General features: G+C 64.6%; 12 protein-coding genes and 1 tRNA gene. 11 read left to right on the top strand and 2 right to left on the bottom strand.

Features of this window, described 5'->3' with window-relative positions:
* Positions 1-129 precede the first annotated feature (129 nt).
* From IB256_RS20385 to IB256_RS20360, 6 genes are all read left to right on the top strand, one after another.
* Positions 130-1,206 (top strand): DUF2157 domain-containing protein, encoded by a 1,077-nt coding sequence (locus IB256_RS20385; protein ID WP_192403870.1) that lies wholly within the window; start codon positions 130-132, stop codon positions 1,204-1,206.
* On the top strand, positions 1,203-2,036 hold the full coding sequence (locus IB256_RS20380) for a DUF4824 family protein (protein ID WP_192403868.1): 834 nt from the start codon (positions 1,203-1,205) through the stop codon (positions 2,034-2,036). Before IB256_RS20385 ends, IB256_RS20380 begins: the two co-directional genes overlap by 4 nt.
* A 98-nt stretch (positions 2,037-2,134) precedes the next feature.
* Entirely contained in the window at positions 2,135-2,350 is a 216-nt protein-coding gene (locus IB256_RS20375; protein ID WP_192289806.1) for a cysteine-rich CWC family protein, read from the top strand.
* Entirely contained in the window at positions 2,350-3,045 is a 696-nt protein-coding gene (locus tag IB256_RS20370) for a pseudouridine synthase (protein ID WP_192289808.1), read from the top strand. Before IB256_RS20375 ends, IB256_RS20370 begins: the two co-directional genes overlap by 1 nt.
* A gap of 132 nt (positions 3,046-3,177) precedes the next feature.
* Complete coding sequence (locus IB256_RS20365) at positions 3,178-4,230, top strand: L,D-transpeptidase (RefSeq protein WP_192289810.1); 1,053 nt, start codon at positions 3,178-3,180, stop codon at positions 4,228-4,230.
* 376 nt (positions 4,231-4,606) lie between these two features.
* Positions 4,607-5,353, top strand: a complete 747-nt coding sequence (locus IB256_RS20360; protein ID WP_192289812.1) for a murein L,D-transpeptidase catalytic domain family protein — start codon at positions 4,607-4,609, stop codon at positions 5,351-5,353.
* Positions 5,354-5,423: 70 nt separating this feature from the next.
* Here the strand turns inward: IB256_RS20360 and IB256_RS20355 are convergent, their stop codons facing one another.
* Both IB256_RS20355 and IB256_RS20350 read right to left on the bottom strand, forming a co-directional pair.
* Positions 5,424-8,297, bottom strand: a complete 2,874-nt coding sequence (locus tag IB256_RS20355) for an HD domain-containing phosphohydrolase (protein WP_192403866.1) — start codon at positions 8,295-8,297, stop codon at positions 5,424-5,426.
* A gap of 3 nt (positions 8,298-8,300) precedes the next feature.
* Entirely contained in the window at positions 8,301-9,134 is an 834-nt protein-coding gene (locus IB256_RS20350; protein WP_192289816.1) for a substrate-binding periplasmic protein, read from the bottom strand.
* A gap of 502 nt (positions 9,135-9,636) precedes the next feature.
* Between IB256_RS20350 and IB256_RS20345 the strand changes: the two genes are divergently transcribed.
* The 5 genes from IB256_RS20345 to IB256_RS20325 all read left to right on the top strand — a co-directional run bounded on the left by IB256_RS20345 (position 9,637) and on the right by IB256_RS20325 (position 13,422).
* Positions 9,637-10,530, top strand: coding sequence for an alpha/beta fold hydrolase (locus IB256_RS20345; RefSeq protein ID WP_192289818.1), 894 nt, complete (start codon positions 9,637-9,639; stop codon positions 10,528-10,530).
* Positions 10,531-10,682: 152 nt separating this feature from the next.
* Positions 10,683-10,756, top strand: a tRNA-Gly gene (locus tag IB256_RS20340).
* Positions 10,757-10,872: 116 nt separating this feature from the next.
* Positions 10,873-12,720: a diguanylate cyclase gene (locus IB256_RS20335; RefSeq protein WP_192403864.1), complete on the top strand. Its 1,848-nt coding sequence runs from the start codon at positions 10,873-10,875 to the stop codon at positions 12,718-12,720.
* A gap of 112 nt (positions 12,721-12,832) precedes the next feature.
* Positions 12,833-13,129 (top strand): type II toxin-antitoxin system RelE/ParE family toxin, encoded by a 297-nt coding sequence (locus IB256_RS20330; RefSeq protein WP_192289822.1) that lies wholly within the window; start codon positions 12,833-12,835, stop codon positions 13,127-13,129.
* Positions 13,126-13,422: an addiction module antidote protein gene (locus tag IB256_RS20325; protein WP_192289824.1), complete on the top strand. Its 297-nt coding sequence runs from the start codon at positions 13,126-13,128 to the stop codon at positions 13,420-13,422. Before IB256_RS20330 ends, IB256_RS20325 begins: the two co-directional genes overlap by 4 nt.
* Positions 13,423-13,458: the final 36 nt, after the last annotated feature.

Genomic DNA, 13,458 nt, shown 5'->3' with positions numbered 1-13,458 from the left:
ACAAAACCTTTCATTGCAGGAGCAGGCGGTAACGCAAAACCCTGCGCGTTGTATATCTCCCCAACGCTCCATGGAACCCCGCCGCGCCACCAGCTAGAGTCCCAGCATCATCCTCCGCAAGGACCGGTCATGCCCGACCTCAGCCATCAGCAGGCGCAGCACCGCGTCGACGATATCCTGGCCTTCGACCGCGAGCTGCGCCGCCTTCACGACGAAGGCGCCCTCGTCCTCGACACTCCCCAGCGCGACCGCCTGCACGACCACCAGCAACGCCTGCTCGCCGACTACCGCGCGCGCTTCGACATCGACCGCGACAACCAGGACCACCGCCTCTCCCTGGGCATGCGCATCGCCTCCTTCCTTGGCGCACTGGCTCTGGCGGCGAGTCTGTTCTTCCTGTTCTACCAGTTCTGGGGCCTGTTCGCGGAAACCGCCCAGGTGCTCACCCTCATCGCCGCGTCCCTGATCAGCCTGCTGCTGACGCTCTTCCTGCAACGCCGCGACGCCTCCGGCTACTTCGCCAAGCTCGGCGCCATGCTGGCCTTCGCCTGCCTGGTGCTGAACGTCGTCATGGTCGGACAGATCTTCAACATCACGCCCTCGGACAAGGCCCTGCTGCCCTGGGCCGCCTACGCCCTGCTATTGGCCTATACCTGCAACACTCGCCTGCTGCTGGCCGCCGCGCTGATCTGCTTGATGGGCTACGTTGCCGCGCGGGTCGGCACCTGGAGCGGCGTTTACTGGCTGGATGTGGGCGAGCGCCCGGAGAACTTCTTCCCCGCCGCACTGCTGATCGTCCTCGTCCCCTCGTTCATCGCACAGCACCGCTTCGATGGCTTCGCCGCGATTTACCGGATATTCGGCCTGCTCGGGCTGTTCCTGCCGATGCTGGTGCTGGCCAACTGGGGCGGCGGCAGCTACCTGCCGCTGGATTTCACCACCGTGGAAAACCTTTACCAGGTGCTCGGCTTCATTGCCTCGGCGCTGGTCATCTGGCTCGGCGCGCGCCGCGAATGGCCGGAAGTGGTGAACACCGGGCTGACCTTCTTCGTGATTTTCCTCTACACCAAGTTCTTCGACTGGTGGTGGGAGGTGATGCCCAAGTACCTGTTCTTCCTCGTACTGGGCCTGTGCGCCGTGCTGATTCTGCTGGTGCTGCGGCGCCTGCGCCGTGCCCATGGCCTGCTGGGAGGGGTTTCGTCATGAACTGGACGCGCACCCATGCCCTGGTCGGCGGCGCCGGCCTGATCCTGCTGGTCAACGCCGTGGCCCTGGGCGGCGTCGCCTGGAACCGCTCGGCTGAGCCCGAGAGCAGACTGCCGCTCAGTCAGCGCGAGCTGATCCGCAACACCACCTGGCACAACGAGAACAGCGGCCTGAGCCTGCGCCTGCGCTGGCGCACCCCCACGCGCGATGACAGCACTCGGCACAACCGGGGCTGGCTGCCAGCCATCGACGCGCAGAAGATGGCAAAGCTCGGCTTCGCCATGCCCGCGCAGGTCGACGACGACAGCGCCCGGCACTTCGGTCGCCAGCAATCGCGCGACGCCCTGCTGGTGCTGGAACTGGCCGGCCCGCTGTACGAGCGCGAAGTACAACTGACGCGCAAGCGCCTCGACGAGGCTCGCCAGGCCGCCGACGCCGCACCACAGAACGCGCGGCTGGCGGACGAGCGCGACTTCATCCGCCGCGAGCTGGACAGCGAAGAGAAGACCGACACACGCCTGTTGCTCAAGGACGTCGGCCTGGATCTCCAGGCCCTGCGCAGTCAGTACCCCGACCGCCAGCGCTACCTGATCATCCATGGTCGCGTGCGCCCCATCTCCAACTACTACCAGCACATCTGGACGCTGGGCGGCACCGCCAGCGACATCGGCTCCGGCAGCATCAACGTGCCCTACCAGTGGCGCGAAAGCCTGGACAAGATCACGGCGCAGCCCCATCGAGCGTCGGACGGCCTGCCCCAGCCCTTCGTCGCCGAAGTCGCCTTCGGCCGTCGCCTGGAGCCCTGGATCGAGCGCATCGAAATCCCCTGACCGGCACCCGCCGCGCCGATCCGAATCCGCTTGCGCGATGCGGGTCGGCGCTGCACCCTGTGCGCCCGCCTCACCACCAGCCTCCGCCCTGACCGGCCATGAACGACGTCACTCCCGATCCCAGCCGCTGCCCGCTCTGCGGCCAGTCCAACCGCTGCACCCAGGCCGATCCTGCGCTGCTGGGCCAGGACTGCTGGTGCTTCAGCACGCCCATCGACCGTGAGGCGCTGAAGCGCATCCCGCCGGGGCTGGTCGACCGCGCTTGCCTGTGCCCGCGCTGCGCCGCCGGGCTGAAGAACGCCGGGAACGCCTGATGCGCCTGGACCGTTTCATTGCCAACCTGCCTCATCTGAACCGCCAGCAGGCTCGCCAGCTGCTTGCCGAGGGCCGCCTGCGCGTGGATGGTCAGGTGGTGCGCGATGCTCGCCACGAGGTGCGCGAGTTTTCCCGCGTGGAGCTGGACGACGACGTGCTGCAGGTCGGCAAGCCGGCACGCTACTTCATGCTGCACAAGCCCGCCGGCTGCGTCAGCGCCACCCGCGACGCCGAGCACCGTACCGTGCTCGAGCTGCTGGACGAGCCGGACAAGCACGAGCTACACATCGGCGGGCGCCTGGACTACAACACCACCGGCCTGCTGCTGATCACCAACGACGGGCAATGGTCGCGGCGCATGACGCTGCCGGGGCGCAAGCTGCCCAAGGTCTACTACGTCGAGACCGAAGACCCGATCGAGGAGCGCTACATCGCGACCTTCGAGCAGGGCCTGTACTTCGCCTTCGAAGACCTCACCACCCTGCCCGCCCAGTTGGAAATCCTCGACGCCCATGCCGCGCGCCTGACCCTGCACGAAGGCCGCTACCACCAGGTCAAGCGCATGTTCGGCCACTTCCAGAACAAGGTGACCCGCCTGCACCGCGAGAGCATGGGCAGCCTGCAGCTCGACCCGGCCCTGCAACCGGGCGAGTACCGCGCCCTGACGGCGCAGGAAATCGCCGAGCTGGGCTGAGCCGTTCCTCCGGGCATCGCGACCCAGGTCACGTCCTGAAACACCCTGCGCAGACCGTTCGGCCCAGCAGTTTGCAGCCCGCCTCGCCGCTTGGCTAATCTCCCAGCCATGCCCGCGATCCAAGGAAAGGTAATGAAGAAACTGTCGGTTGCCCTGCTGATCGCCCTGAGCGCCAGCATCGCCTTTGCCAATCCGGGCAAGCCCTCGCCGCTCTCGGACCTGCAGGCAGCGCTGAAGACGCTCAAGCCCGGCCAGTTCCTCTGGTACCCGGAAATATCCCCGGCGGGCCCGGTGACCCTGGTGGTCAGCCTCACCGAGCAGCGCGCCTACGTGTACCGCAACGGCATCGCCATCGGCGTGGCCACGGTGAGCACCGGCAAGAAAGGCAAGGAAACCCCTACCGGCGTGTTCTCCATCCTGCAGAAGAAGGTCGAGTACCACTCCGACCTCTACAACAGCGCGCCCATGCCCTATATGCAGCGCCTGACCTGGGACGGTATCGCCCTGCACGCCGGCAACCTGCCCGGCTACCCCGCCTCCCACGGCTGCATCCGCCTGCCCATGGCCTTCGCCAAGAAGCTCTACGAAGTCACCGGTTTCACCTCCACTACGGTGATCATCTCCGACGCCAAGAGCTCGCCGGTGGAGGTCTACCACCCCGGCCTGCTCGCGCCCATCGTCAGCGACGGCCGCGCCGCCGGCCCGCATGACGACAGCGGCATGGTGGTGCCGTTCTGGAGCGATCCGGGTGCGGAAAAGGGCCCGGTCTCCGTGCTGGTCAGCCGTGCCGACCGCCGCCTCTACGTCTACCGCGGCGGCCTGCAAATCGGCACCGCGCCGGTGGCCTTCGAACACCCTGAGGAAAAGACCGGCGTCGCCGCCTTCTCCCTGATGGAGAAACCCTCCCAGGCCGAGATCGACAGTGAAAACCCGAACCTGCGCTGGACCAGCGTGCAGGTCAGCGACCCGCAGCGTGGCCTGTCGCCCGCCGAGCAACTGGGCAAGTTCAGCCTCGACCGCGAGTTCCTGCGCAACCTGCTGACCAGCATGGACGTGGGCAGCACCCTGGTGATCACCGACCTGCCGTCCACCCGCGACATGCGCAGCAACCCGGACTTCACGGTGATCACCACCAACGACCGCAAGGCCGAGCAGAAGCCGGTCAAGAACCAGAGCGTGCAGTAACGCGATGGGCCGGAGCGACACCAGCGCGCTCCGGATTTCCCCTACAACGTCTTCATCATTCCACTGCATAGTCCCTCGCCCGCCCCCTGCAAACTGCCGGCACTCACCGACGGACAGACGGCCTCAAGCCAGCCGTGCAAGCAGCCGAAGAATCTCGAAACACAAGGAGTCAAGGCGCCTGTCCGAGGTGAGCTCCCTTGATCCTCGCGCAAGGAAACTCCCCGCCTCACGGCGCTTTATCGCGCTGGAAAGTTCGTAATTACCGACGGGCGGAACCATACTTGATTAAAAAACAACCACATCACTGGTCAAAAATCGCGCACAATGCGGCGTTTCCCAGAAAAAACCATATCGATTCAACGGGAATGTTGTATTCATGCTGACTTTTTTGAAGTTACGGGGGTTCTTCCGGATTTCGCTCGCCAGTACCGCGCTTTTTGCGATCGGTAGCTGGCAGGCTGCGTCCGCTGCCACCCTGCCCACCGCCGAGGAACTGCACCGCCTCGCGCCGGCAACCAATACCGAAACCCTGCGGTTGGCGCTCAGCGCGCTGCAGTGCGCCAGCACCCAGTTGGGCGGCCAGAACAATCTGCTGACGGTGATCGACTACTCCAAGCCGTCCCGCGACAAGCGACTGTGGGTCTTCGACCTGAAGCAGCGCAAACTGCTCTTCGAGGAGTGGGTCGCGCATGGCAAGAAGAGTGGCGACGACATGGCCACCTCCTTCTCCAACCGCCCGGAGAGCAACCAGTCCTCCATTGGCCTCTACCAGACCGGCCAGACCTACAGCGGCAAGCACGGCCGCTCCCTGCGCCTGCTGGGCCTGGAGCCGGGCTTCAACGACAACAGCGAAGAACGCGCCATCGTCATGCATGCCGCCGCCTACGCCGATCCCAAGGTCGTCTCCGGTCTCGGTCGCCTCGGCCGCAGCCTGGGCTGTCCCGCCGTGCGCCCACAGGTGGCGCAGAAGCTGATCGACACGGTGAAGAACGGCAGCTACGTTTTCGCCTACTACCCGCAGCAGCAGTACCTGAAGACCTCGCAATTCCTAGCCGGGCAGAGCTGCACCGTGGCCAAGAACCCGCAGATCAACCGCTACGCCACCAACCTCGCCAAGCGCTGATCTCATCGCTGAAATGCAAACCGCCGGCTGATGCCGGCGGTTTGCATTTCAGGAGGTCGCGGGGGGGCGACTAGGCCTTCACCCCGTCGAGGATTTCCAGAATCGCACGCACGTCCACCGCGTCCATCTGTTCGGGATTGAGGAAGCGGTCGCCGTATTCCTTGTACACGCCCTGGCTGATGAACAGGCGGAACAGGTCCGAGTCGATGTGCTGATCGCGCGCCATGAAGGCGAGGATCTTCAGCGACTCGGAAAGTGTCTTCGGCGCCTTGTACGGACGGTCGGCGGCGGTCAGCGCCTCGAAGATGTCGGCGATCGCCATCACCCGCTCCGGGATGCTCATCTGCTCGCGGGAGAGTTTGCGCGGGTAGCCGGTGCCATCCATCTTCTCGTGGTGGTTGGCCGCGATGGTCGGCACGCGGCGCAGGTTGCGCGGCAGCGGCAGGGTGGTGAGCATCATCAGGGTCTGCACGATGTGCTCGTTGATCTTGAAGCGCTCCTCGTCGTTCAGCGTGCCGCGGCGGATGCCCAGGTTGTACAGCTCGCCATAGTTGCTGGCGTAGGGCGGCAGGCGCATGTCGAAGCCCCAGATATTGCGCGGGTCGTCCTTGGTCACCGGCGGTTTGCGCTCGCCCCACATCACGCGATGCTCGGCCTTGTCGGCAAGGAGGCACTCCTCCGCTGGCAGCGGCTGTGCCGGCCGGCCCTGCAGGCGCTCGGCCTCGTCGTGGGAGATGCCCAGGCGATCGTCGAAATAGCGCAACCAGCGGCGCTCGCCGATCTGCTTGAGGCGCTCGATATCCTCGTCCTTCATGAATTCACCGCCGACGTTGGCCTGGGCGACGAAGGCATAGTCGTCGCGCAGTGACTCGTGCAGCGCATCGCGGCGGGCGGCGAGCAGGCCGATGTCGCTGCCCTCGGCGATGCCACGCCAGTAGTCCAGTTCGATGTCGCGCCAGATCACCTCGAAGCGCGTGCGCACTTCGTGCAGGCGGTTGTACAGGGTCTCCAGCTTGGTCGCCTTGTCCACCACATACTCGGGGCTGGTGATCTTGCCGCAGTCGTGCAGCCAGGCGGCGATCTGGAACTCGTAGCGCTCCGCATCACTCATGGTGAAGCCGGCGTACTCGCCATCGTGCGAGTCGATGACCTTCTGCAGCAGCAGGTCGGCCAGTTGCGGCACACGCTCGCAGTGGCCGCCGGTGTAGGGGCTCTTGGCGTCGATGGCGTCGGCCAGCAGCTTGATGATCGCGTCCAGCAGACGCTGCTGCGCTTCGATCAGCTGGCGGGTCTCGATGGCCACGGCAGCGGCGCCGGAGAGTTCCTCGACGAAGCGCTTGAACGGCTTGCGCGGCTGGCGGCTGTGTACGCCTTCCTGGGCCAATTGCAGGACCAGGATGCCCAGCAGCTCGTCCGAACGGTTGCGCAGGGAAACCTCCAGGTACTGGCCGCGATTGGCCAGCGCCAGGTCCACCCGCTCGGCCAGTTCCGCCTCGGTGAAGCCTTCGATCAGCATCGATTGCGGGTACTGCTCGCCATTCACCGAGCAGGCCAGGCGCAGGCGGCACTCCTCGTCGTCCAGCAGGTAGACCGCACCGCCCATGACGCCGGTAGCTTCCACCAGGCGCGAGAGCACGCCTTCGAGCATGCTTTCCAGCCGCGTCTCGCGGCTCAGGGTCAGGGTGATCGCCTGGAAGTTGTGGATGGTGCGCGACATGCTGCCCATCACGCTGCTCAGGTCGCGAACCTCGGCGATCTTCGACTCCACGCCCACCGGCCGGGCGAAGTCGAAGGCCGCCAGCGCGCCGACCTGGTCGGCCAGCGCAGTCAGCGGACGGGCGATACGCCGGCCGATGTACCAGCCGATCAGCAGCAGGACCAGCAACAGGGTGCCGCTCCACAAAGCCTGGTTGAACAGCAGTTGCCGCGCGCCGGCCAGAAGCTCCACGGCGGGAATGGCGATCAGCACCTTCACCTCGTTGCTGGTGAAGTTCGACAGCGGCACCCAGATGCCGTACCAGTCCTCGCCATTGACCCGGTAAGCCTGCGGCGTACCGGAGCGCACCTTCTCGGCATTGAGTTCACTCAGTGCCGGCACCTTCAACTCGGCCAGCGAGGCCAGGCGCAACTCCTTGCCCTCGTGGATCATCAGCCGGGACAGGTCCGGGTAGGCGATCACCGTACCCTTGCCGTCGACCACCGCCAGTTCCGTATTGGCGGTCTGGCGCAGGTCGCCCATCTCGCCCCCCAGATCGTTGACCGAGGCATCCATGCCGATCACCGCGGCGCCGTCGACGCTGCGGTGCGCCAGGGTCAGGCCGATCTCGCGGGTGGTGAAGAACACGTAGGGCTGGGTCAGCACCGTCTTGCTGGTGAGGCGCGCTTCGTTGTACCAGGGCCGCTGACGGGGGTCGTAGGTGTAGTCGGGGCGCTCCTGCACGCGCAGCAAGCGCAGCTCGCTGTCATAGAAGCGCCACTCACCGAGCAGCCCGCCCTGGCCGTTGAGCGTCTGGCTCTGCACCAGGTACTTGGCCGCATCCGGCGCCTGCAACGCGCGTCGCACTTCCGGCACGCGCAGTGCGCGGATCAGCAGGAACTCGCCGTTCGGGTAGCCGATGTACACCGCACTCAGGGTGCGGTTGGCGCGCAGGTTCTCCACCAGCATCGGCAGGCGGTCGAGGCGCGCGGGCAGGTTGTCGGTCTGCGAGATGGGGTCGTGGGTCAGCAGGCGCAAAGCGCTTTCCGCTGGGTCGATCAGGCGGCGGATTCGCTCGTTGATGGTCGCGCCCAGTTGGCTGGCCGACTCCCCGGCCGCCGTCACCAGCGCCCCTTCCACACCGCGATATCCCTGGATCAGCAACGCCCCCGCCAGCACCAGCATGCTGGCGATGATGGCTCCGGCCACCAGCAGTTGCAGCGGAATACCCCGTTCGAATGCCTTCATCCTTTACCAGCCTCTGTCCGTGGAGCTGTAGCGATAGCCGCTGTCGAGCAGTCCTTCCGCCTGTTGCGGCGGCGCATTCTTACGCATGATCCGGGCCAGGGTGCCATCCAGCCACAATGTCTCCATCAGGCGCATCCATTCGGCGCTTTGCGCCGGGGTGAAGCGCTTGCGCGAGAGCATCAGGTTGTGGGGTGTCGCCGGTCCCGGCATCACATCTATCACATGAAAGCGTTCCCGTTGACGACGATCGCTCACCGCGCCCTCGAGATTCATCTCGTGGCCGATCACACCCTCCACGTCACCGTTGAGCAACGCGCTGAAACGCGTCGCGTCATCCTTGTATTCCACCACCCGGCCTTCGGCCCTGAGGATGCGCAACATGCCGTCGATGTAGGCGCCATGGCGGTAGCCGGCGATCACCCCCAGGCGCGCACCGGGCATGTCGTGGAAGGCATCCAGGCTGGTCATCTCGCCCAGGTCGTCGCGCACGATCAGCTTGTTGCGCATATACAGATAGGGCAGCAGGTAGGTGTAGCTGCGCCGCTGCGGCGTGGCGACGCCACTGGTGCCCATCTGCAACTCGCCGCTCTCCAGCTTGCTCCAGATTTCGTCGCGCGGCCGGACGGACGTCTCGAACTGGCAGCCGGTGCGCTTTTCCAGCTCGGCGATCAGGTCCGGGTCGATGCCAATGTCGTCATGGAAGAACACCACATTGCGGGTGTAGGCGATGGAAATCGGCTGTTCGCAACCGTAGCGATCCTCGGCCATGGCTTCCGCACACGGCCAGGCGGCCGGAGCCAGGACCAGCAGAGAGACGAACTGTCGATGAAGTGCCATGGACCCGCTCCGCACGCGGTATCGGCCTCAGGGGGAGCACGGCAGGATCGCTCGTCTTCGGCAGGGGGCATTACAGCTATCACAAGAGTGTAATCCGGCTTCGCCAAAGCGCCGGACAATCGCGCAGAGAAATGTCATTTCGTCGGAATCCGCGCCACCGATGTGACTCAGGCGCCCAGCGGCGGTTGCGCCGACTGAACGGTGCTGCTTAACTCAGGCCCAAGCGTGACCCATGAGTCACACGCTGCATCCAAGAGAGCTTTTCGCGGCACGCCGTTTCCCCAAGCCGCCCCTTCCCTGCCTGATCAATAGCCCGAATCCGCGCCTTCAACGGTGCCGGAAATCGTGCTTATTGATGCTCCAACTAGTTGAAAATCAAGAAATTGTTAACTTTCGTCGAGTGACATGAAGCTGTCACGTCAAGACGCTTTCCTCTGCCTGGGTACTTTCTTCGCATCCGATGGTGGATGCGCACCATGACCTGCGTCTGGAGGAATACGACATGAGGCCGGAAACCGCCGTCGTCGAGATTCAGCAACACCGGGTACACACGGAGTTTCACGCCAACAGGGAAGCGCGCCAGACCATCATCCTGGTCAATGGCTCGCTGGCAACCACCGCCTCCTTCGCGCAAACGGTGAAATACCTGCAACCGCACTTCAACGTGGTGTGCTACGACCAGCCATACGCCGGCCGGTCCAAGGCCCACAATGACTGCCGCGAGTTCATCACCAAGGAGTACGAGGCGCAGCTGCTGCTCGGCCTGATCGAGCATTACCGCGCCGATGTGGTGATGTCCTTCTCCTGGGGCGGCGTCGCCACCCTGCTGGCCCTGGCCGAACGCCCGGCGCGGATCCAGAAGGCCGTGATCAACTCCTTCTCGCCGCTGCTCAACGCCTCGATGCTCGACTACCTGCACCGCGGCCTGGACTACCTGTCCGCCTGCGACCGCACCAACGTCGGCAACCTGGTGAACGACACCATCGGCCGCTATCTGCCGCAGTTGTTCAAGCGCTACAACTTCCGCCATGTCAGCGGCCTCGACGAGCACGAATACCAGCAGATGCACTTCCACATCTGCCAAGTGCTCAAGCTCAGCGCGGAGAGCTACATGGAGAAGTTCGCGGCCATCGACATCCCGCTGCTGTTCATGAACGGCGAGCTGGACATCTACACCACCCCGGCCGAGGCCAAGCTGTTCCAGCAACTGATCCGTGACTGCGAGTTCCGCACCATCCGCAACGCCGGCCACTTCATCGACGTGGAGCACAAGAAAGCCTGGCAGGAAACCCAGGACGCCCTCCTGACCTTCCTCCAGCCCCAGCGCCACCCGGTCCTGGCCAACCCCTACCTGCCCAGCAGCCAGGGCGTGCCCATCGCCGCCATGGTGGGCTGATGCAGCCAGCGCACACAGCCGGGGGCCGGCCCCAGACCTTCCGCCCCCGGTTTTTTATTGCGCCACGTTGTTCACAGCGGCAGCCCGCTCGTAACACCTGAACGTCCGAGGCTTCACTAAGCCCCGCCCTTCTGGTAAAAAGGCACCCCCAAGCGGGCGTCGTATAATGGCATTACCTGAGCTTCCCAAGCTCATGACGAGGGTTCGATTCCCTTCGCCCGCTCCAGAATCCCAAGCAAAAGCCCCCGGCAGCCTGAGTTGCCGGGGGCTTTTGTGTTTTTGGCGTCGCCAAAGCGTGTCTTGTAAACTCCCTGGCACACCTACATCCCCCGGACCCGCCGCATGCCCGCCCTCGCCTCGCACCGGCAATCCCTGTCCTGGCTCCTGTTCCCCCTCTTGCTTCTATTGATCCGCCCGGTCTGGGCCGATCAGGTGGTTGACGCTGCCAGCGTCACCACCCAGCCGCTGACGCTGACCACCTATGTGTCCGTGCTCGAAGACCCAATTGGCAAGCTGACGCTGGCGGACGTGCAATCCCCCGAGCACCTGGCGCGCTTCAAGGGCGATCAGCCATCGGGCAGCGCGCTGGCGATGGGCTTCACCCGTTCGGCGTTCTGGTTGAAGGTGCAGTTGAGCAACTCCAGCGACGCGCCGTTGCAGCGGTTTCTGGTTGTAGAGAACCCTCGGGTGTCCCATGTGCAGGCGAATATCCCGCAGACGGATGGTTCGTATAAAACCATCAACACCGGCAGCGACGTGCCGCAATCGAGCAAGGTCTACCCGAATCGCAATTTCGTCTTTCCGCTGAACCTGCCGGCGCGGTCGGAGCAGGTGGTGTACCTGCGGGTGGAGTCGAGCATTGGCTTGCTGGTGCCGCTGCAGCTGTGGCCGGTGAAGGCTTTCCACGCCTATGAGCGCGACGACTACACAGGCAAGGCGTGGTACTTCGGCATCGCCATGGCGATGATCCTGTTCAACCTGATGCTGTTATTCGCCCTGCGCGACCCGATCTACCTGCTCTACGTGGTCTTCGTCGGCTGCACGGCCTCGGCGCTGGCGATCAAGAACGGGCTGGCGCCGGACTGGGCGATCTTCGGCGTGCCGCTCAACTCGAACATTGTCTACTACTCGGGCGTGTCGCTGGCCCTCGCCGCGCTGCTGCTGTTCGCTCGCAGGATGATGCAGCTCGAACGCATCCTGCCGCGCCTGGACTGGGTGTTGCGCGGGATGATCGTGCTGTACCTGCTCAGCCTTGTCGCCTACGCGTTCGCGCTGCCCTATGTGTCCCGCTCGGGCATCCTGCTGAATTTCGCCACGGCGGTGGTGCTGCTGGTGGCGGCCATCGTCTGCGCCTTCAAGCGCCAGCGCAGTGCGTTCTTCTTCCTCGCCGCCTTTGCGCTGCTGATGCTGGGCGGGGCGATGACCTCGCTGCGCGCCATGGGCATAGTGCCGACCAACCTGTTCACCGTAGACGGCCTGCAACTGGGCTCGGCGATGGAAATGATCGTGCTGGCCTTCGCCCTCGCCGACCGCTTCAACGTGATGCGCCGGGAGAAGGCGCGGGTGCAGGAGGAGTTGATCCGCACCCAGCAGCAGCTGGTGGATAACCTGCGCACCTCCGAACACGAACTAGAGCTGCGCGTCGCCGAGCGCACCGACGAACTGCGCGAGCTGAATAACCAGCTGGAAGCCATGAGCCTGACCGACGCCCTCACCGGCATCGCCAACCGCCGCCGCTTCGACCAGGTACTGGAGCAGGAATGGGGCCATGCGCGCCGTTCGGGCGAGTTGCTGGCGCTGGCGGTGGTCGATGTGGACTGGTTCAAGCGCTACAACGACCACTACGGCCACCCGGCCGGCGACGCCTGCCTGCGCGAGATCGCCCAGGCACTGGCGACGACAGTCAACCGCTCGACCGACTTGGTGGCGCGTTACGGCGGTGAGGAGTTTGTCTTCCTCGCGCCGATGACCGACCTCGCCGGCGTGCGTGGCATGGCGAACAAGCTGCTGCAGGCGGTGGAAGCCCTTGCCCTGCCCCACGAGCTTTCGCCGTTGGGGCGGGTGAGCGTGAGCATCGGCATTGCAGCAGCGGTGCCGGGGCAGGAAGTCTCGGCCGAGGCACTGGTGGCAAGGGCGGACGCGGCGTTGTATGAAGCGAAAAAGCTAGGCCGTAATAAGGCAGTGGGCTGAAGACGGCCCATCGCACTGTCCTGCGCCCCCCTCAGCGCTTTCTTTGTGATCGCCAAAAATTTCAGCTGCGAACTCAATGGCACAGCTGTATCCTTCTGGATACAGTCGCCGTATGACCTATCAACTCAAGCGAACCGCTCAGTTTGATCGCTGGCTCTCCGGCCTTCGGGATGCCCGTGGGAAAGTCGCCATCCTGCGTCGACTGGACCAAATCCGATCCGGCCATCTCGGTGACACTCGATCAGTGGGCATCGGTGTCTCGGAAATCCGATTGGATGTGGGTCCGGGCTATCGCGTGTACTTCACGCGACGTGGCGATGTGCTGATCCTGCTGCTGTGCGGCGGAGACAAATCGTCCCAGCAGCGGGATATCAAACTGGTGCAGCAGCTGGCGGGAGTCATTGAATGACCATTGAACTGAGCGACTTCGACACCAGCCACTACCTCGACGACGAGGTAGTCATCGCCGAATACCTGTCCCAGGTCCTGGCCGACGGAGATCCCGATGAGTTGCTGCTGGCCATCGGCAACATCGCCAAGGCGCGTGGGATGACCAAGATTGCCAACGATTCGGGGCTCGGCCGGGAGAGCCTGTACAAGGTCTTCGCACCAGGCGCCAAGCCACGCTTCGAGACGGTGATGAAGGTCATGCGCGCCCTGGGCGTGGAGCTGCAGGCAAGGCCCGTCGGAAACGGGAAATAAGAATGGGGCGGATGCACCACCCGCCTCTTCGCTCAC

The sequence above is a fragment of the Pseudomonas sp. PDM17 genome, from assembly GCF_014851985.1.
In the GTDB taxonomy this organism is placed as follows: domain Bacteria; phylum Pseudomonadota; class Gammaproteobacteria; order Pseudomonadales; family Pseudomonadaceae; genus Pseudomonas.
Note: the sequence above shows the minus strand (reverse complement) of the source record. Positions and strands in the feature narration are given on the sequence as shown.

Bases quoted from the DNA above. Each gene is read 5' to 3' on its own strand.
- IB256_RS20385 (WP_192403870.1), top strand. From the start codon at position 130: ATGCCCGACCTCAGCCATCAGCAGGCGCAGCACCGCGTCGACGATATC.
- IB256_RS20380 (WP_192403868.1), top strand. From the start codon at position 1,203: ATGAACTGGACGCGCACCCATGCCCTGGTCGGCGGCGCCGGCCTGATC.
- IB256_RS20375 (WP_192289806.1), top strand. From the start codon at position 2,135: ATGAACGACGTCACTCCCGATCCCAGCCGCTGCCCGCTCTGCGGCCAG.
- IB256_RS20370 (WP_192289808.1), top strand. From the start codon at position 2,350: ATGCGCCTGGACCGTTTCATTGCCAACCTGCCTCATCTGAACCGCCAG.
- IB256_RS20365 (WP_192289810.1), top strand. From the start codon at position 3,178: ATGAAGAAACTGTCGGTTGCCCTGCTGATCGCCCTGAGCGCCAGCATC.
- IB256_RS20360 (WP_192289812.1), top strand. From the start codon at position 4,607: ATGCTGACTTTTTTGAAGTTACGGGGGTTCTTCCGGATTTCGCTCGCC.
- IB256_RS20355 (WP_192403866.1), bottom strand. From the start codon at position 8,297: ATGAAGGCATTCGAACGGGGTATTCCGCTGCAACTGCTGGTGGCCGGA.
- IB256_RS20350 (WP_192289816.1), bottom strand. From the start codon at position 9,134: ATGGCACTTCATCGACAGTTCGTCTCTCTGCTGGTCCTGGCTCCGGCC.
- IB256_RS20345 (WP_192289818.1), top strand. From the start codon at position 9,637: ATGAGGCCGGAAACCGCCGTCGTCGAGATTCAGCAACACCGGGTACAC.
- IB256_RS20335 (WP_192403864.1), top strand. From the start codon at position 10,873: ATGCCCGCCCTCGCCTCGCACCGGCAATCCCTGTCCTGGCTCCTGTTC.
- IB256_RS20330 (WP_192289822.1), top strand. From the start codon at position 12,833: ATGACCTATCAACTCAAGCGAACCGCTCAGTTTGATCGCTGGCTCTCC.
- IB256_RS20325 (WP_192289824.1), top strand. From the start codon at position 13,126: ATGACCATTGAACTGAGCGACTTCGACACCAGCCACTACCTCGACGAC.